A 16,642-nucleotide genomic window follows, 5' to 3' on the forward strand; every position below is an offset into this window, starting at 1 on the left:
GAGACCAAAGGCCCATCGGGCCCGGGTGGTCTGTGCTGGGGAGGGATTCGGCGATTCGAGGGACACTCCGCGGTCGGCGCCCGCCAGGGTCTGTGGTTGCCGTCGCTGCGATGTGTCCCGATCGCCATGTAGAGGTTCGCAAACCTCGGGCCCGGATACAACCCCCTTCAGGGAGGAATTTTTGATTCTTCGGTGTCGCCTAGCTCACAGCCAGTACTTCTATGGAGTGAAGGGGGCTTGTGCGTTCGAGAAGAAGGGAGAACCCTCCTTCCAGTCACACAATCACACGCAGTGCCCGCCGTACGCCTGTGAAACTGACGCGACTCCTGTCTCCAAGGTGGTCCCCGTCCACCTGGAATGGGGCCGGTTCCTGCGAAACCAAGGTGAAGTGCCGAGCGTCGTGGTAGGAGACGACGTGCTTTCCGGACGGGCCGGCAGGGGCGGCGCCATCGGCCGAAGGCGTGTGCGACCGCAGGATCTGACGGACCGTTCGAGCGGTGCCGAACGCGGTCATCCGGGTGATGCCGAAGACATCGAGGTCCGTGTCGAAGGAGGCGAGCGGGGAGGGATAGACCGGGCGGTTGCCCAGGAACGTCCACGGCGAGGTGTTGCTGACTATGGCCAGCACCAGGCCCGGCACCGGCGCCCGGCCCGGCAGTTGCAGGGTGACGGGGCCCGATCGGCGCTGCTCACGCTGGGTGACGTAGTGCCGGAGCGCCTGCCCGACGTAGAGCGCGTGGGTTGACCTGCGCCCCGCTCTGCGCTGCTCCTCCACCCGGCCCACCACGCCCGCGTCGAAGCCGAGGCCGGCGGTGAAGGTGAACCAGCGGTCCGGCAGCCCCTCCGTCATCGCCTTGCCCAGGCCGATCGGCCGCTCCCGGCGCTGGTCCAGGGCGTTCAGCAGGGCCCCGGTGGCCTCCACGGGGTCGTTGGGCAGACCCAGCGCGCGGGCGAACACATTGGTCGACCCGCCGGGCACCACGGCCAGCCGGGGGACCTTCTCGCCCGGGCCGTGCGTCAGCAGTCCGTTGACCACCTCGTTGACCGTGCCGTCGCCGCCCAGGGCCACCACCAGGTCGACGGCGCCGTCCTCGACCGCCTCGCGGGCCAGGTCGCGCGCGTGGCCGCGGTACTCCGTCTGGGCCACTTCCAGCTTGAGGTCGCTGCGCAGGGCATGGATCAGGACATCCCTGGTGCGGCCACTGGTGGTGGTCGCTTTCGGGTTGACGACCAGGAGAGCGCGCATGTGCTCAGCCTACGGGGCGGTACGGACCAACCGGCGGCTACCCTGCTGGAGTGACCGCAGAATCCTCCGCACCCGTACCCGCGCCCGGCGCCGACCGGCCGGCGGCCCTGACCGCGGGCGCCGCCATCACCGCCCTGGAGGGCGCCGCACTCGCCGTCGTCGGCGTCTGGGACATGGTGTCCGCCGTGTCCGGCGACTCCAGGCAGCTCGCGCTGAACGAGTTCGGCGGCCTCGTGATCGTCCTGCTCGGCGTGCTGCCGCTGCTGGCCGCCCGGGCGCTGCTCAAGGGCCGCCGCTGGGGCCGCAGCCCGGCGGTGCTGACCAACTCGATCTGCCTGCCGGTGGCCTACTACATGTGGCAGACCGGCGGCGCCATGGTGGCCGTCGGGGCGGCGATCGGCCTGCTCGGGCTGGCCGGCATCGGCGCCCTGCTCAGCCCGAAGGCGACGACGGCCCTCTACGCTCCGCACGAGGGCTGAGCGCGGAGGGCCGGCGACGGCGGCCGCTGAGCGGCCGTCAGTCCTACTCCTCCACCAGGAGCTTCTCCCGGAGCTGGGCCAGGGTACGGGCCAGCAGCCGGGAGACGTGCATCTGCGAGATGCCCACCTCGGCGGCGATCTGCGACTGGGTCATGTTGCGGAAGAACCGCAGCACCAGGATCTTCTGCTCCCGGGGCGGCAGTTGGGCCAGCAGCGGCTTGAGGGACTCGCGGTACTCGACGCCCTCCAGCGCCTCGTCGGTGGCGCCCAGGGTGTCCGCCACGGCCGGCGACTCGTCGTCGCTGTCGGGGACGTCCAGCGACAGCGTGGAGTACGCGTTGGCGGACTCCAGGCCCTCCAGCACGTCCTCCTCGGAGATCCCCAGGTGCTCGGCCAGCTCGTGCACGGTGGGGGAGCGGCCGTGCCGCTGGGAGAGCTCGCTGGTCGCCGTGGTCAGCGACAGCCGCAGCTCCTGGAGCCGGCGCGGTACCCGGACCGCCCAGCCCTTGTCCCGGAAGTGGCGCTTGATCTCGCCGACGATGGTCGGCGTCGCGTAGGTGGAGAACTCGACCCCGCGTTCGTGGTCGAAGCGGTCCACCGACTTGATCAGTCCGATGGTGGCGACCTGGGTGAGGTCGTCCAGCGGCTCGCCCCGGTTGCGGAACCGCCGGGCCAGGTGCTCCACCAGGGGGATGTGCATCCGCACCAGCTGGTTGCGCAGCTCGACGCGCTCCGCGGAGCCCTCGGGCAGCGCGGACAGCCGGACGAACAGGGCCCGGGCCGCCTCCCGGTCCGGCGCCCCCGAACGGTGCGGCGCCTGCGAGGGCACCGCACCGCGCAGCGCCTCGGCCGCGTCGGGCACCGGGGACTCCGGGGCCGCGGACGGCGGCGAGGGCGTGGGCGACGGATCAGACGTCGGCTCGGTCGGCTGGCTCATCCGGTGGGCGTCCTTCGGGTGCGCTTCGTCGTTGGCGGCGAGGCCGGGAACGCTCGCCTGGGTCGGTACGGCAGGGCCCGCCGTCGCGAGGCCGGTACGGTCCAGATCACTCACGGCCATTCCCCCGTTCCGTTCCGGGAGCACCGGGACCTGGGGTGGTCCCGGATTCGTCTCGTTGGTCGTACCGCGTGGTGGGCGGTACCGGGAGCCGTCCGCCGGCCCGCGTGGCGCCGGACGGACGGCTCTTGTTCGGTGCTGCTGTGGCGGCCCTAATGGGCGGCGGACCCGCCGCGCTTCTTGTGCAGGCTGATCGAGACGGTGTTGTCCTCGGCGACCGAGGACTCCACCTCGCCGGCCAGCGCGGAGAGCACCGTCCAGGCGAAGGTGTCCCGTTCCGGGGCACGGCCGTCCGTGGTCGGGGCGGAGACGATGACCTTCAGCGAGTCGCCCACCAGCCGGAACTCGCAGGAGAGGACGGAGCCGGGCACCGCCTGCTGGAGCAGGATGGCGCAGGCCTCGTCCACCGCGATCCGGAGGTCCTCGATCTCGTCCAGCGTGAAGTCCAGCCGGGCCGCCAGCCCCGCCGTCGCTGTTCGCAGCACTGAGAGGTAGGCCCCCGCCGCGGGCAGCCGGACCTCCACGAAGTCCTGTACTCCGGGCTCGCCGTCGATCTGGGACACCCTCACCTCCTGGGTGACGCGCTGTGCTTCCGGGCCGGTGGCCGCGGCACTGTCTGTTGCTTGGCTCAACTGCTTCGCCCCAACTGTCCAGAGGGGTGGTGCGGTACGTACCGGTCATACCCCGGGAGGGGTGGTCGGACGCCGCGCATCCGCCCGAGACGTTACCGCTATCGGCGGGCGGATGTCGCGATCCGGTCCCGCCTTCACGGGAACGAGCGACACCGGGTGCGAGGGTCACTCATGGTAGGCCCTCGCGACGCAGGGTGGCAGCCCCCGGGAGGGACTCGTGGCACCCGGTCGGTCAGCGGGTGCCGGCCGCGGTGAGCGCCTGGCCGGTGAGCCGGTGCACGGTCCACTCGTCCATCTGCACCGCGCCCAGCGACTTGTAGAAGTTGATCGAGGGCTCGTTCCAGTCCAGCACCGACCACTCCACCCGCGAGTAGCCGCGCTCGACGGCGATCCGGGCCAGCTCCAGCAGCAGCGCCTTGCCGTGGCCGCCGCCGCGGGCCTGCGGGCGGACGTAGAGGTCCTCCAGGTAGATCCCGTGCGTCCCGCGCCAGGTCGAGAAGTTGAGGAACCAGACCGCGAACCCGACCGGCTCGCCGGTGGTGTCGTCCTCGGCGACCAGCCCGAACACCGCCGGGGCGGCGCCGAACAGCGACGCGCGCAGCTGTTCCTCGGTGGCGACCGCCTCGTGCGGTGCCTTCTCGTACTCCGCGAGTTCGCGGATCATGGCGTGGATGACCGGGACATCGGTGACTACGGCGGTGCGGATCATGCCACGAGCCTACTTGGCCCGCTCGTCCTCGTCCCAGGCCTGGATCGAGGTCTGGTCGACGATCCGGCCCTCCCGCAGGTCGGCGACCGAGGTGACCAGCACCCGGACCCCGTCGGGATAGCGGCAGGACTCCATGAAGGCGAGGCGGTCGCCGTCCAGGACCACCCGCTCCAGCGTGTGGCTCGTCTCCCGGCCGTAGACGTCGTTCAGCAGGGCGCCGATCTCGTCCCGGCCGTGCACCACCAGCGGGTGGCTGGGCTGGGTCTCGCGGTCGACCACGCGCAGTTCGGCGTCGTCCGCGTACAGCGCCAGCAGCGCGCCGGCGTCGCCGCGCTCGATGCCCTCGCGCAGCACGCCGGTGTCGAAGGCGGACGGCGCGGCCATGGTGCTCATGTTCTCGCTCCTCCGGTCGGTTCCGTCGGCTCGTACCTCCGAGCGTACGCCCGCCCCGCCGCGGCTCAGCCGGCCGTCACACCGCGCAGGTGGGCCGCGAGCGCGGTGATCGCGGCCGGGTTGCGCGGGCTCTCCACCAGGTCGACGTAGTCCAGGACGAAGATCCGCCCGTTGCGGACGGCGGAGACGCCGGCCAGCGGCGGGAAGGACGTGAGGAACTTCCGCTTGGCCTCGGCGTCCGGGGAGCCGTAGTTGTTGATCACGATCACCTCGGGGTCGCGCTGGACCACGCTCTCCCAGCCCACGGTGGTCCAGGAGTCGGCGAGGTCGCCCATCACGTTCTCCCCGCCGGCCCTGGCGATGATCTCCTGGGGCGCGGCGAACTTCCCCGAGGTGTACGGCTTGTCCTCGCCGCTGTCGTACAGGAAGACGCGCGGCCGGCGCTCGGGCTGCGGGACGGCGGCGACCTGCGCCCGGAAACCGGCGATCAGCGCGTCGGCCCGGTCCCGGACGTCGAAGATCTCGCCCAGGTTGGTCAGGTCGGTGTAGAGCGCGTCCAGGGGGGACATCACCCCGCGCTCGGGGCCCTTGCCGCTGCGGCAGGACTCGCTGAGCACGTACGAGCCGATGCCGAGACCGGCCAGCGCCTGCGGGGTGAAGCCGCCGGCCTCGTCGAAGCCGTAGTGCCACCCGGCGAAGACCAGGTCGGCCCTCGCCTCCAGCGCGATCTCCTTGGTGATCTGCTGCTTGGAGAGCCACCTGGCCTGCTGGTAGCCGTCCTTCCAGGCCACCTTGTCGACCTGGCCCTTGTCGTCGGGCATCACGTAGCCGGCCATCCGGTCGGCCAGGCCGAGCGCGAACATCAGCTCGGTGATACCCACGTCGTTGGTCACCGTCCGGGCCGGCTTCCGCTCGAAGGTGACCTTCGTACCGCAGTTGTCGACGGTCACCGGGTAGTGGGCGGAGCCGGCGGCGGCGTCCCCGGCGGGGGCGATCTCGGCGCCGCAGGCGGTCAGCGCGAAGGTGAGCAGGGCGGCGGTGGCAACGGCCTTGGTGCGCATGGGGTTCCTCAGCAGGGGGAGTCGGCAGGGTCGGGGAAGGTCCGGGCGAGCCGGTCGAAGAGCAACTGGACGGCGCCGGTCCCCGGGTGCTTCACGGGCGTCGCGCGGACGCCGAACACCTCGGCCAGCAGGGCCGGCTCCAGGACCTCGGCCGGCGGCCCGGAGGCGACGATCCGGCCGGCCGCGACGACGTACAGCAGGTCGCAGTGGCCGGCCGCCAGATTGAGGTCGTGCAGGGCCGTGAGCACGGTCGTACCGGCCTCCCGGACCAGCGCCAGCACCTCCAACTGGTGGGCGATGTCCAGGTGGTTGGTGGGCTCGTCGAGCACCAGCACCCGGGGCTCCTGGACCAGCGCGCGGGCGATCAGCACCCGCTGCTTCTCGCCCCCGGACAGGCTCAGGATGCCGCGCCCGGCCAGGTGGTCCGCGCCCACCCGCCGCAGGGCGCGGGCGCACCGCCCGGTGTCCTCGGCGGTCGGCCGGGCGAAGCCGCCGCGGTGCGGCAGCCGGCCCATGCCGACCACCTCGGCCACCGTGAAGTCGAACTCGGCGGAGTGCTCCTGCGGCAGCGCGGCCACCCGCCGGGCGGCCTCGCGGGCGGCGAGCGCGTGCAGGTCCTCGCCGTCCAGCCGGACGGCGCCGGCGGCCGGGCGCAGCGCCCGGTAGACGCAGCGCAGCAGGGTCGACTTGCCGCTGCCGTTCGGCCCGACCAGGCCGACCACCTGTCCGGCGGCGGCGCCGAGGGTGACGTCGTGGACCAGCCGGGTGCCGGCCAGGTCCACCGAGACGCCGTCGAGGGCGAGGTCCATCAGCGGCCTCCGAAGGTGTAGCCGCGACGGCGCATCAGCAGCAGGAAGCAGGGCACCCCGAGGACGGCGGTGACCACCCCGACCGGCAGTTCGGCCGGCGCCAGCAGGGTGCGCGAGACGATGTCCACCCAGACCAGCAGCAGCGCCCCGGCGAGCGGCGCGACCAGCAGCACCCGGCGGTGCCCGGCGCCGACCAGCATCCGGGTCAGGTGCGGCACCATCAGGCCGACGAAGCCGATCGCGCCGCTGACCGCGACCACGGTTCCGGTGACGGCGGCCGTCACCACGAACAGCTCGCGGCGCAGCCGGTCGCCGTCCACCCCGAGCGAGGCCGCCGTCTCGTCGCCCATGGCGAGGGCGTCCAGCCGCCCGGCCGCGCCGGCCAGGTAGGCGAGACCGGCCAGCACGGTGGCGGCGGCGATCGGGACGGACCCCCAGGTCGCCCCGCCGAGGCTGCCGAGCAGCCACATCATGGCGCTGCGGGCGGCCTCACCGCGCGCGGCGCCGAACACCATCAGCGCCGTCACCGCCGAGAACCCGTAGGACATCGCGGTACCGGTCAGCACCAGCCGCAGCGGGGTGAGCCCGTACGCCGTCCGGGCGGCGGCGTAGACCAGGACCATCGCCAGCAGGGCGGCGGCGAACGCGGAGACCGAGATCGCCCAGACCCCGAGCGAGGCGAACGCGCCCAGCAGCAGCACGGCGTTGGCGCCGACCGAGGCGCCGGAGGAGATGCCCAGCACGAACGGGTCGGCCAGCGCGTTGCGGACCATCGCCTGCACCGCGACCCCGGTGGCCGCGAGCCCGGCGCCGACCACGGCGGCCAGCACCGTGCGCGGCAGCCGGATCTCCCAGACGATCGCGTACGCGGCGGCCTCCCCGGCGTCCAGTCGACCGCCCGTCAGTCCGGCGCCCAGCAGCCGCAGGACGCGGGCCCAGCCGAGTCCGGAGGCGCCGAGGGCCACCCCGCAGACCAGGGAGAGCAGCAGCGCCGCGAGCAGGCCGGCGGCCAGCGCCGCGACGGGTATTCGACGGGCCGCCGGTACGGGGACCGGTGCGGTCACTGCGGTGCTCACGGGCGGCGCGCCTTCGCCTCGGGCCGCGGACGGCGGCGAGGCGGCGCGCCCGGGCACGGAGCTGCCGGGGCGCCATCCCCTCGCAGTCCACGGCGAGTTGTCGGGAGATCGGCGTCCCAGGGCGATCGGGCTCGCGGGCACAGGGCTCCGCCCACCGTTGCGGGTCAGCGCCGGATTCACACCGGACTTCTCCCTCGGACGCCCTGGCAGCATAACAAGCGCCGGGCCGGAGCGACCCTTACCGGGTTCGCGCGCGCGAAAACGCGCGACCGCCCCCGTCCGGCGGTGCGGACGGGGGCGGTCGGCGGTGCCTGATCGGTGATCAGGCCTGCTTGGTCTCCCAGAAGATCTTGTCGACCTCGGCGATCAGGTCGAGCAGGGCCTGGCCGGTGGCCGGGTCCGTCGACGCCTTGGCGGCCGAGGCGGCCTTCAGGGTGTCGTTGATCAGCTGGTGCAGCTGCGGGTACTTCTCGAAGTGCGGGGCCTTGAAGTAGTCGCTCCACAGCACCGAGATGTGGTGCTTGACGGCCTCGGCGCGCTGCTCCTTGATGATCAGGGCGCGGGTGCGGAACGCCGGGTCCTCGTTGGCCTGGTACTTCTCCTGGGTGCCCTTGACCGACTCGGCCTCGATCCGGGCCTGCGCGGGGTCGTACACGCCGCAGGGGAGGTCGCAGTGGGCGTGGGCGGTGGCGCGCGGTGCAAACAGACGAGAGAACATGGGAGTCCTTCCTTAGATCGTCTTCCCGCGAGCGAGATTACCCTTCCGGGCACCGGGTTTCGCGGCCGGGCGGCGGGCCTAGGGCAAAAGGCGGAGCCGGAACCGGGCCAATTCGGGCATCGGCCGCGGACGGCCCGTACGGCAGACTGGACGCGGCGAGCCGGGAGGAGCAGGCGTGGCGCGGATGACGGAACCGGAGGGCGGCACCCCGGGGGGTGGCGCGCCGTTCGGGCTGATCGACGTGGCGGGGCCCTCGATGGTGCCGACCCTGCGCGAGGGCGACCGGCTCCTGGTCAGGTACGGCGCGCGGATCAGACCGGGGGCGGTGGTGGTGTTCCGTCACCCCTTCCAGCAGGACCTGCTGGTGGTGAAGCGGGCCGTCGAGCGGCGGGCCAAGGGCTGGTGGCTGCTCTCCGACAACCGGCCGGTCGACAGCGACAGCCGCAGTTACGGCGCCGTCCCGGACGAGCTGGTGCTCGGCCGGGTGCTGCTGCGGCTGCGCCCGCGCCCGGCCTGGCTGGCCCCGGGGCACCGGCTGGAGCGGCTGCTGCTGGCCGGCCGGCCGGCCCGGATCCCGGGCCTCGCCCGCCGGCTGGGCGTCTGGGTCGACCCCGGCGCCTGGTAGCCGGGGGTACCGGTCAGCCCCCGGCCAGGGCCGAGGCGTCCTGGGCCTCCTGCCGCTTGCGGGCCCGGTACGCGGCGACGTTGGCGCGGGTGGCGCACCGGTCGGAGCAGTACCGCCGGGAGCGGTTGGTGGAGGTGTCCAGGTAGGCGTTGCGGCAGGGCGAGGCCTGGCAGATGCCGAGCCGGTCGGCGCCCAGCTCGGTCAGGTGGACGGCCAGTCCCATGCAGGCGACGGCGCTGAAGTGCGCGGTGGCGGTGGGCGAGTTGTCGGCGAGGTGCAGGTGCCAGCGCGGCCGCCCGGCGTCGTCCAGGTAGTCGTGCCCGGAGACCAGCGGGCTGACGGGGTACTCCATCAGCAGGCTGTTCAGCAGGTCGACGCCGCGGATCTCGTCCCCCTCGGCGGCGGCCTCGAACACTCCGCGCAGCCTGGTCCGGACGGCGCGCAGCCGCGGCAGGTCCGACTCGTCGGCGAGCGCGGCGGCCCGGGAGGATTCGGAGAACAGCGACCGCACGGCGTCCACGGAGGTCAGGGTGTCGGTGCCGCGCTCGGGCTCCTCGGTGTTCACCAGCCGAACGGCCCGTTCGGCGTACGAGGCGAGCTCCACGGTGGTCCTTCCAGAGTCGGTAACGGGCTGACTAGCTCCAGCCTATTACCCGGGCGGGGAAAACGTCGGCGCCCGGCAGGACCGGCCTACCGGGCGCCGTGCCGGTGCGCTCAGAGCACCTTGGAGAGGAACGCGCGGGTGCGCTCGTGCTGGGGGTCGGTGAGGACGTCGCGGGGGTTGCCGGACTCGACCACCACCCCGCCGTCCATGAAGACCAGGGCGTCGCCGACCTCGCGGGCGAAGCCCATCTCGTGGGTCACCACGACCATGGTCATGCCCTCCTCGGCGAGGCCGCGCATGACGTCCAGGACGTCGCCGACCAGCTCCGGGTCGAGCGCCGAGGTGGGCTCGTCGAAGAGCATCAGCTTGGGCTTCATGGCCAGCGCCCGGGCGATCGCGACCCGCTGCTGCTGGCCGCCGGAGAGCTGCGAGGGGTAGTTCTTCGCCTTGTCGGCCAGGCCGACCCGCTCCAGCAGGGCCATCCCGCGGGTCCGGGCGTCCGCCTTGGACTCGCCCTTGACCTGCACCGGCGCCTCGATGACGTTCTCCAGGGCGGTCATGTGCGGGAACAGGTTGAAGCGCTGGAACACCATGCCGATGTCGCGCCGCTTGAGCGCGACCTCGTTCTCCCGGAGCTCGTAGAGCCGGTCGCCCTTCTGCCGGTAGCCGACCAGCTCGCCGTCGACCCAGAGCCGGCCGGCGTTGATCTTCTCCAGGTGGTTGATGCACCGCAGGAAGGTCGACTTGCCGGAGCCGGAGGGGCCGATCAGGCAGAACACCTCGCCCTGCTTGACCTCCAGGTCGATGCCCTTGAGCACCTGGACCGTGCCGTAGGACTTGTGGACGTCCTCGGCGCGGACCATCGGGCCGCCGTTGCCGGCGTCGGCGGGGGTCTTGGTCAGATCGGTCATACGTGACCACCTCCCTCAAGCCCCGGGACCACGTCGGCGGTGGTCTTCGGGGCGGGCTTCCCGGCGAACAGCCTCCGCAGCCGCTGGATCGGCGTGGGCGGGAGCGTCCGGTTGGAGCCGCGGGCGTAGTGCCGCTCGATGTAGTACTGGCCGATGGTCAGCAGCGACGTGAAGAACAGGTACCAGAGGCTGACCACGATCAGCAGCGGGATGTTCTGGTAGTTGCGCGAGTAGATCACCTGGCCGGCCCGGAAGATCTCCTCCAGGGAGATCACGCTGACCAGCGAGGTGGTCTTCAGCATCGAGATGGTCTCGTTGCCGGTGGGCGGGATGATCACCCGCATGGCCTGCGGGAGCACGATCCGCCGCATGGTCTGGAAGCGGCTCATGCCGAGCGCGTGCGAGGCCTCGCTCTGGCCCTCGTCGACCGACTGGATGCCGCCGCGGACGATCTCCGCCATGTAGGCGGCCTCGTTGAGGCCCAGGCCCAGCAGGGCGGCGACGAAGGTCGGGATCAGCACGTTGGTGGACTCGGACCAGAACTCCGGTCCCCACGGTACGCCGATCGAGAGCTTGGCCCAGATCAGGCCGAGGAAGTTCCAGAAGACCAGCTGCACCAGGACGGGCGTGCCGCGGAAGATCCAGATGTACATCCACGCGGTGCCGGAGAGCAGCGGGTTGGGGGAGAGCCGCATCACCGCGAGGATGATGCCGCCGACCACACCCATGATCATGGCGAGCGCGGTCAGCTCCAGCGTGACGAGCATGCCGTGCACGATGCTGTCGTGGAAGAGGTACTTCCCGACGATGTCCCACTTGAAGGCGGGATTGGTGAAGAGGGCGCTCAGCAGCATCGCCGCGAGCAGGGCGATGACGACGGCGCCCGCCCAGCGTCCGGGGTGGCGGACGGGGACGGCCTTGATGGTCTCAGGCCGTCCCTTCGTCGCCTTCCCCTTGTCCAGAGAGTTCACGGTGTGGCCTCGGGGGAGAGAGAGTCAGGCGGAGGGTCAGCTGACGGCGCCGTTGACGGTCGACTTGTCGATCGCACCGGCCTCGACGCCCCACTTGGAGAGGATCTGCTTGTAGGTGCCGTCGTCGATCAGCGACTGCACGGCGCTCTGGACGGCGGGGGTGAGGGCCGAGCCCTTGGCCAGCGCGATGCCGTAGGGGGCGGCGTCGTAGGTGGCGCCGACCTTCTCCAGCTGCCCGCCGGACTGCTTGACCGCGTAGTCGACGACCGGGGAGTCGGCCATCATGAGCTGGTCGCGGCCGGAGACCACGGCGTTGGTGACGTCGGTCTGGAGGTCGAACTTGTCACCGTCGTTGACGATGCCCGGCTTGCCGGCCTGGGCGCAGGCGGGGTTGCGGGTGTCGGTGATCTCCTGCGCCTGCGTGGTGCCGGTCTGGACGGCGACCTTCTTGCCGCACAGGTCGGCGGGGTCGATCTTGTCCGGGTTGCCCTTCTTCACCGCGATGGCGCTGCCCGCGTTGAAGTAGGTGACCATGTCGACGGTCTGCTCGCGCTCCTTGTTGTCCGTCAGGGACGACATGCCGATCTGGAACTTGTTCGACTGGATGCCGGGGATGATCGCGGTGAAACCGGAGTCCTGGACGTCGACCTTGAGGCCGAGCCTGGCGGCGACCGCGGTGATCAGGTCGACGTCCATGCCCTCGATCTTGCCGTTGTCGGCCTTGAACTCGTTGGGGGCGTACGAGGCGTCCGAGCCGACCGTGAGCTTCCCGGCGGACTTGATGTCGGCGGGGACGAGGGCGGCCAGCTTGTCGTCGGCCTTCACCTCGTTGACGGTCGCGCCGGCGTTGGGGGCGCCGGTGCTCTCGTCCTTGCTGCTGCTACAGGCGGTGAGGGCCAGGGAGACGGACGCGAGTACCGCGCCGGCGGCGAGGAGACGGGTGCGCGGGGTACGGGCGGTCATGGGGGATCTCCTCCTGAGGGAGAGGTCGGGCGGAGCGCGCCGCGGGGAGCGGCACACCGGGGCAGCAGGCCGTACGGCGCTGTACGGGATGTATGTCGCGGTACGTCGTCGAACGGGCAGAGCCGGTCGTGCTGGGCCTGAGCAGGCTTCGCGCAGGGTGGTGCGTGGTACTGCTTCCGCCACCCTCCGCCGAGGTGGACGTTGATCGAACCGCCTCGACCAGTGGCCGGCTCGATCGGAGATGGGGGGAATCCTGCCATCTGATGACGGTCGGATGGCCCTCATTCAGATCAAAATCGGATAACGGGGGGTCACACTGTCCGCTATTCGGACCAATACCGTGTCCCTGTCACCCTGCGTATAAGTATGCAGATCTCCCCGCGCTCTGCCCGGAGGCCCGCCCGTGTGCCCGCCGGATGGGTCCCCCGGCCGCGCCGCCCGGTGATGACGCCTGGTGACGGCGCCCCAGACGGCGCCCGGTGACGGTGCCCGGTGTCCGCGCCCGCGCGGCCGCTCAGATGCCGCCGTTGACCACCGCGTTCTGGGCCGCCCCCGCGGCGACGTTCCACTTGGCGAGGATCTTGTCGTACTCGCCGCTGCGGATCAGCTGGTCCACCGCCTTGGTCAGTACGTCGCGCAGGTCGGTGTCCCCCTTGCGCACCGCGATCCCGTACGGGTTCGACCGGGACTGCGCGCCGGTCACCTCGAAGCGGTTGCCGCCGTCGGTGGTCTTCGCCGCGTAGGCGGCCACCGGGAAGTCGTCCAGGCCGGCGGCCGCCGTGCCGGCGGCGACCTCGGCCAGCGCCTTGGCGTCGCTGTCGAACTTGTGGACGGTCAGCGGCTTGCCGCTCCGGCCGCAGGCCAGCACCTGGCGGGCGACGATCTCGTCCTGGGTGGTGTTCTGCTGCACCGCGACGACCCGGCCGCACAGGTCGTCCAGCGTGCGCACGCCCTTGGGGTTGCCCTTCTGGACGATGATCGAGGTGCCGGCGATGAAGTAGTCCACGAAGTCCACGCCCGGGTCGACCTGCTTGCCCGCGTCGTCGACGCCGTCCCGGCGCTGGCGGATGTCGCTCAGACCGGACATCGCCACGTCGACCTGCTTGGCGTGCAGGTTCGGTATCAGCTTCTCGAACGGGGTGTCGACGACCTCGATCCGCAGGCCGAGGATCTTGCCGACGGCGTTGGCGATGTCGGGGTCGATGCCGTCCGGCTTGCCGTCCGCACCCCGGAAGTCCACCGGCGCGTAGTTGAGGTCCGAGGCGATCCGGAGCACGCCCGCGGTGCGCTGGGCCTGGGGGATCCGGCCCCGGAGCTCCTGGACCGGGTCCTTCGCGGCGGTCTGCTCGTCGCCGCCGCAACCGGTGAGCAGCAGGGCGCCGGCGGTGGCCAGGCAGAGGGCCGCGGCGGCCGGTCGGCGGGGGTGGGCGCGGTGGTGCATGAGGGTGCTCCTGTGGGAGGGAGGTGGTGTCGCCACGCCGTCGCGGAGATGTACGCGAGACGGCGGAAGAAGGGATCCTCCCATCCCGACCTGCCGGTCCCGGCGGCGGGTGTGTCAGAATCCAGTACCGGGTGACCCCCGATGCTCGAACCGGACCACCGAGTCGCGACAGGCTCGGGGTGCGCAGGAACGGAAGTCCACGACGACGCCGACTCCGTATCCGAGGCACCGCCTCCCCGTCGTGTCCTGGTTCACTCCTGCGAGTGCGCGTGCTCGTCCGCTGTTGCCGCCACCGGTGCCCGGTGTTCCAGACGCCAGGCACCCGTCTTTTGGCCGCGATGCGGAGGAAGTACGCGCGACGAGGACGAAAAGGCATAGGTGCGATGCCGTCGTCCGACCTACGCTCGGCCCGGGAAGAAGCAGCAGCACAGCGCAGCTCAACAGTTACACAACCCTCATTCCGAGGGCGCGGCCCCGACGGCGGCGCCCCGATCCAGCCCTCCCCGGGTCCGCCTCGGCGTACCCGGTTTCAAGTTTCCGGCCGGGTCGTCCGCCCGTCGGCCACGCGTCCTCGCTGATCAATGACGAAGAGGTCATCGTGGCAGCGGAGATCATCCACAGCAGCACCCAGGACACCGTCGATCCGGTCGATGCCGTTTTCGCGCTCCACCGCGGCGGCAAGATGGAGGTCCGGGCGACCGTTCCGGTGCGCGACGCGGACGACCTGTCCCTCGCCTACACCCCCGGTGTCGCACGGGTCTGCACGGCCATCGCCGAGCAGCCGGAGCTGGTGAACGACTACACCTGGAAGGCCAACACGGTCGCCGTCGTCACCGACGGCACCGCGGTGCTGGGCCTCGGCGACATCGGCCCGGAGGCCTCGCTGCCCGTCATGGAGGGCAAGGCCATCCTGTTCAAGCAGTTCGGCGGCGTGGACGCGGTGCCGATCGCGCTCGCCTGCACCGGGGTGGACGAGATCGTCGAGACCGTCGTCCGGCTGGCGCCCTCCTTCGGCGGCGTCAACCTGGAGGACATCTCCGCGCCCCGTTGCTTCGAGATCGAGCGCCGCCTCCAGGAGGCGCTGGACATCCCGATCTTCCACGACGACCAGCACGGCACCGCGATCGTCACCACCGCGGCGCTCTGGAACGCGGCCCGGGTGACCGGCCGGGAGATCGGCACCCTGCGGGCCGTCATCTCCGGCGCCGGCGCGGCCGGGATCGCGATCGCCAAGATGCTGGTCGCCGCCGGCATCGGCGACGTGGCGGTCTGCGACCGCCGGGGCGTCGTGTACGAGGGCCGCGGCGACCTGACCGACGTCAAGGCCGAGATCGCCGCGCAGACCAACCGGACCGGCGTCAAGGGCTCGCTGGCCGACGCGCTGGCCGGCGCCGACGTCTTCATCGGCGTCTCCGGCGGGACCGTGCCGGAGGAGGTCGTGGCCACCATGGCCGAGGGCGCCTTCATCTTCGCGATGGCCAACCCGAACCCGGAGATCCACCCGGAGGTCGCGCACAAGTACGCGGCGGTCGTCGCCACCGGTCGCAGCGACTTCCCGAACCAGATCAACAACGTGCTGGCCTTCCCCGGCATCTTCGCCGGCGCCCTCCAGGTCCGGGCGACCCGGATCACCGAGGGCATGAAGCTGGCCGCCGCCAAGGCGCTGGCCGGTGTGGTCGCCGACGAGCTGACGCCGCAGAAGGTGATCCCCTCGCCGTTCGACGAGCGGGTCGCCCCGGCCGTCACCAAGGCCGTCGCCGAGGCCGCCCGGGCCGAGGGCGTCGCCCGGCGCTGACGCCCGGGCCGGGAGCGCCCCCCGCGGCGGGGGGCGCTCCCGGCCGGCTCCGCGCTCCCGGCCGAACCCGGGACGCGCGTCACAGTCACACCCTGTTCCGGGCCCGGGCCGTCGCCGCTATCGTCCGGACCATGTTTGCTGCCTACGCCGCACGAATCGACGCCGACGACCCGCTGAGCGGGCTGGAGCTGGGCGAACTCCCCGAACCGCAGGCGCGTCCCGGGTGGAGCGTGGTCACGGTCAGGGCCGCCAGCCTCAACCACCACGACCTCTGGTCGCTGCGCGGGGTCGGCCTGCCCGCCGGGAAGCTGCCGATGATCCTCGGCTGCGACGCCGCCGGCGTCGACGAGCACGGCAACGAAGTGGTCGTCCACTCGGTGATCGGCCAGAGCGGCCACGGCGTGGGCCCGGACGAGCGGCGCTCCATCCTCACCGAGCACTACCAGGGCACCTTCGCCCAGCGGGTGGCGGTGCCGACCTGGAACCTGCTGCCCAAGCCGGCCGGGCTCAGCTTCGAGCAGGCCGCCTGCCTGCCCACCGCCTGGCTGACGGCCTACCGGATGCTGTTCACCAACGCCGGGGTGAAGCCCGGCGACACCGTGCTGGTGCAGGGCGCCGGCGGCGGTGTGGCGACCGCCCTGATCGTCCTCGGCAAGGCCGCCGGACTGCGGGTCTGGGTCACCGGCCGGGACGAGGCCAAGCGGGCCCGGGCCGTGGAGCTCGGCGCCGACGCCGCCTTCGAGAGCGGCGCCCGGCTGCCCGAGCGGGTGGACGCGGTGATGGAGACGGTCGGCGCCGCGACCTGGGCGCACTCGGTGAAGTCGCTGCGCCCGGGCGGCACCGTGGTCATCTCCGGGGCGACCTCCGGCCCCAACCCGAAGACCGCCGAGCTGAACCGGATCTTCTTCCTGGAGCTCAGGGTGGTCGGCTCGACCATGGGCACCAAGGAGGAGCTGGCCGGGCTGCTCTCGCTCTGCGCCACCACCGGCGTCCGGCCGCAGATCGACTCGGTGCTGCCGCTCGCCGAGGCCCGGGAGGGCTTCGCCCGGCTCGCCGGGGGCGACGTCTTCGGGAAGATCGTGCTCACCCCCTGAACGCCGGCGGGGGGGGGGGGGCCCCGCGGCCCCCCCCCCCCCCCGCCCGCCCGCCCCCGCA

The 16,642-nt window shown here is 72.0% G+C and carries 18 protein-coding genes; 4 read left to right on the forward strand and 14 right to left on the reverse strand.

Going from position 1 to position 16,642, the window contains the following annotated elements:
* Positions 1-274: 274 nt before the first annotated feature.
* Positions 275-1,246 carry a diacylglycerol/lipid kinase family protein gene (locus tag ABT263_RS24030; RefSeq protein WP_329489554.1) on the reverse strand — a complete coding sequence of 324 codons (972 nt, stop codon included), beginning with the start codon at positions 1,244-1,246 and terminating at the stop codon, positions 275-277.
* Positions 1,247-1,296: 50 nt separating this feature from the next.
* Here ABT263_RS24030 and ABT263_RS24035 point away from each other — a divergent pair, with 50 nt between their 5' ends.
* Positions 1,297-1,725, forward strand: coding sequence for a hypothetical protein (locus ABT263_RS24035; protein ID WP_329489555.1), 429 nt, complete (start codon positions 1,297-1,299; stop codon positions 1,723-1,725).
* Positions 1,726-1,768: 43 nt separating this feature from the next.
* On the opposite strand, the gene ABT263_RS24040 is transcribed toward ABT263_RS24035, so the two are convergent.
* The 8 genes from ABT263_RS24040 to sodN all read right to left on the reverse strand — a co-directional run bounded on the left by ABT263_RS24040 (position 1,769) and on the right by sodN (position 8,177).
* Positions 1,769-2,776 carry an RNA polymerase sigma factor SigF gene (locus ABT263_RS24040; protein ID WP_329489556.1) on the reverse strand — a complete coding sequence of 336 codons (1,008 nt, stop codon included), beginning with the start codon at positions 2,774-2,776 and terminating at the stop codon, positions 1,769-1,771.
* A gap of 155 nt (positions 2,777-2,931) precedes the next feature.
* Entirely contained in the window at positions 2,932-3,342 is a 411-nt protein-coding gene (locus ABT263_RS24045) for an ATP-binding protein (RefSeq protein ID WP_093860582.1), read from the reverse strand.
* 301 nt (positions 3,343-3,643) lie between these two features.
* Entirely contained in the window at positions 3,644-4,120 is a 477-nt protein-coding gene (locus tag ABT263_RS24050) for a GNAT family N-acetyltransferase (protein WP_352293114.1), read from the reverse strand.
* Positions 4,121-4,129: 9 nt separating this feature from the next.
* Positions 4,130-4,513 carry a nuclear transport factor 2 family protein gene (locus ABT263_RS24055; protein ID WP_352293116.1) on the reverse strand — a complete coding sequence of 128 codons (384 nt, stop codon included), beginning with the start codon at positions 4,511-4,513 and terminating at the stop codon, positions 4,130-4,132.
* 65 nt (positions 4,514-4,578) lie between these two features.
* Positions 4,579-5,574 (reverse strand): ABC transporter substrate-binding protein, encoded by a 996-nt coding sequence (locus ABT263_RS24060; RefSeq protein WP_352293118.1) that lies wholly within the window; start codon positions 5,572-5,574, stop codon positions 4,579-4,581.
* Positions 5,575-5,582: 8 nt separating this feature from the next.
* Positions 5,583-6,383 (reverse strand): ABC transporter ATP-binding protein, encoded by an 801-nt coding sequence (locus tag ABT263_RS24065; protein ID WP_352293120.1) that lies wholly within the window; start codon positions 6,381-6,383, stop codon positions 5,583-5,585.
* A complete protein-coding gene (locus tag ABT263_RS24070) occupies positions 6,383-7,459 on the reverse strand; it encodes a FecCD family ABC transporter permease (RefSeq protein WP_352293122.1) in 1,077 nt (358 codons plus the stop codon). The genes ABT263_RS24065 and ABT263_RS24070 overlap by 1 nt, the downstream gene beginning before the upstream one ends.
* Positions 7,460-7,781: 322 nt before the next feature.
* On the reverse strand, positions 7,782-8,177 hold the full coding sequence (gene sodN, locus ABT263_RS24075; protein WP_063347853.1) for a superoxide dismutase, Ni: 396 nt from the start codon (positions 8,175-8,177) through the stop codon (positions 7,782-7,784).
* A 184-nt stretch (positions 8,178-8,361) separates the two neighbouring features.
* Here sodN and sodX point away from each other — a divergent pair, with 184 nt between their 5' ends.
* The gene (gene sodX / locus ABT263_RS24080; RefSeq protein ID WP_329492243.1) at positions 8,362-8,802 is read left to right on the forward strand and encodes a nickel-type superoxide dismutase maturation protease; all 441 of its coding nucleotides are present in this window, start codon (positions 8,362-8,364) and stop codon (positions 8,800-8,802) included.
* A 13-nt stretch (positions 8,803-8,815) separates the two neighbouring features.
* Here the strand turns inward: sodX and ABT263_RS24085 are convergent, their stop codons facing one another.
* From ABT263_RS24085 to ABT263_RS24105, 5 genes are all read right to left on the reverse strand, one after another.
* Positions 8,816-9,406 (reverse strand): CGNR zinc finger domain-containing protein, encoded by a 591-nt coding sequence (locus ABT263_RS24085; protein ID WP_329489562.1) that lies wholly within the window; start codon positions 9,404-9,406, stop codon positions 8,816-8,818.
* Positions 9,407-9,516: 110 nt separating this feature from the next.
* Positions 9,517-10,317 (reverse strand): amino acid ABC transporter ATP-binding protein, encoded by an 801-nt coding sequence (locus ABT263_RS24090; protein ID WP_329489563.1) that lies wholly within the window; start codon positions 10,315-10,317, stop codon positions 9,517-9,519.
* Entirely contained in the window at positions 10,314-11,288 is a 975-nt protein-coding gene (locus ABT263_RS24095) for an amino acid ABC transporter permease (protein ID WP_352293124.1), read from the reverse strand. Before ABT263_RS24095 ends, ABT263_RS24090 begins: the two co-directional genes overlap by 4 nt.
* Positions 11,289-11,324: 36 nt before the next feature.
* The gene (locus tag ABT263_RS24100) at positions 11,325-12,251 is read right to left on the reverse strand and encodes an ABC transporter substrate-binding protein (protein ID WP_352293126.1); all 927 of its coding nucleotides are present in this window, start codon (positions 12,249-12,251) and stop codon (positions 11,325-11,327) included.
* Positions 12,252-12,765: 514 nt separating this feature from the next.
* A complete protein-coding gene (locus ABT263_RS24105) occupies positions 12,766-13,692 on the reverse strand; it encodes an ABC transporter substrate-binding protein (RefSeq protein ID WP_352293128.1) in 927 nt (308 codons plus the stop codon).
* A 598-nt stretch (positions 13,693-14,290) separates the two neighbouring features.
* On the opposite strand from ABT263_RS24105, the gene ABT263_RS24110 reads away from it, so the two are divergent.
* Together ABT263_RS24110 and ABT263_RS24115 are read left to right on the forward strand one after the other, a co-directional pair.
* Complete coding sequence (locus tag ABT263_RS24110) at positions 14,291-15,487, forward strand: NAD(P)-dependent malic enzyme (protein ID WP_329489567.1); 1,197 nt, start codon at positions 14,291-14,293, stop codon at positions 15,485-15,487.
* 131 nt (positions 15,488-15,618) lie between these two features.
* A complete protein-coding gene (locus tag ABT263_RS24115; protein ID WP_352293130.1) occupies positions 15,619-16,581 on the forward strand; it encodes a zinc-binding dehydrogenase in 963 nt (320 codons plus the stop codon).
* Positions 16,582-16,642 lie beyond the last annotated feature (61 nt).

Source organism: Kitasatospora sp. NPDC001603 (assembly GCF_040298365.1).
Lineage (GTDB): Bacteria > Actinomycetota > Actinomycetes > Streptomycetales > Streptomycetaceae > Kitasatospora.

Excerpts from the sequence above, each read along its gene's own strand:
- ABT263_RS24030 (WP_329489554.1), bottom strand. The coding sequence starts at position 1,246 with ATGCGCGCTCTCCTGGTCGTCAACCCGAAAGCGACCACCACCAGTGGC.
- ABT263_RS24105 (WP_352293128.1), bottom strand. The coding sequence starts at position 13,692 with ATGCACCACCGCGCCCACCCCCGCCGACCGGCCGCCGCGGCCCTCTGC.
- ABT263_RS24060 (WP_352293118.1), bottom strand. The coding sequence starts at position 5,574 with ATGCGCACCAAGGCCGTTGCCACCGCCGCCCTGCTCACCTTCGCGCTG.
- ABT263_RS24065 (WP_352293120.1), bottom strand. The coding sequence starts at position 6,383 with ATGGACCTCGCCCTCGACGGCGTCTCGGTGGACCTGGCCGGCACCCGG.
- sodN (WP_063347853.1), bottom strand. The coding sequence starts at position 8,177 with ATGTTCTCTCGTCTGTTTGCACCGCGCGCCACCGCCCACGCCCACTGC.
- ABT263_RS24100 (WP_352293126.1), bottom strand. The coding sequence starts at position 12,251 with ATGACCGCCCGTACCCCGCGCACCCGTCTCCTCGCCGCCGGCGCGGTA.
- sodX (WP_329492243.1), top strand. The coding sequence starts at position 8,362 with ATGACGGAACCGGAGGGCGGCACCCCGGGGGGTGGCGCGCCGTTCGGG.
- ABT263_RS24090 (WP_329489563.1), bottom strand. The coding sequence starts at position 10,317 with ATGACCGATCTGACCAAGACCCCCGCCGACGCCGGCAACGGCGGCCCG.
- ABT263_RS24115 (WP_352293130.1), top strand. The coding sequence starts at position 15,619 with ATGTTTGCTGCCTACGCCGCACGAATCGACGCCGACGACCCGCTGAGC.
- ABT263_RS24050 (WP_352293114.1), bottom strand. The coding sequence starts at position 4,120 with ATGATCCGCACCGCCGTAGTCACCGATGTCCCGGTCATCCACGCCATG.
- ABT263_RS24055 (WP_352293116.1), bottom strand. The coding sequence starts at position 4,513 with ATGAGCACCATGGCCGCGCCGTCCGCCTTCGACACCGGCGTGCTGCGC.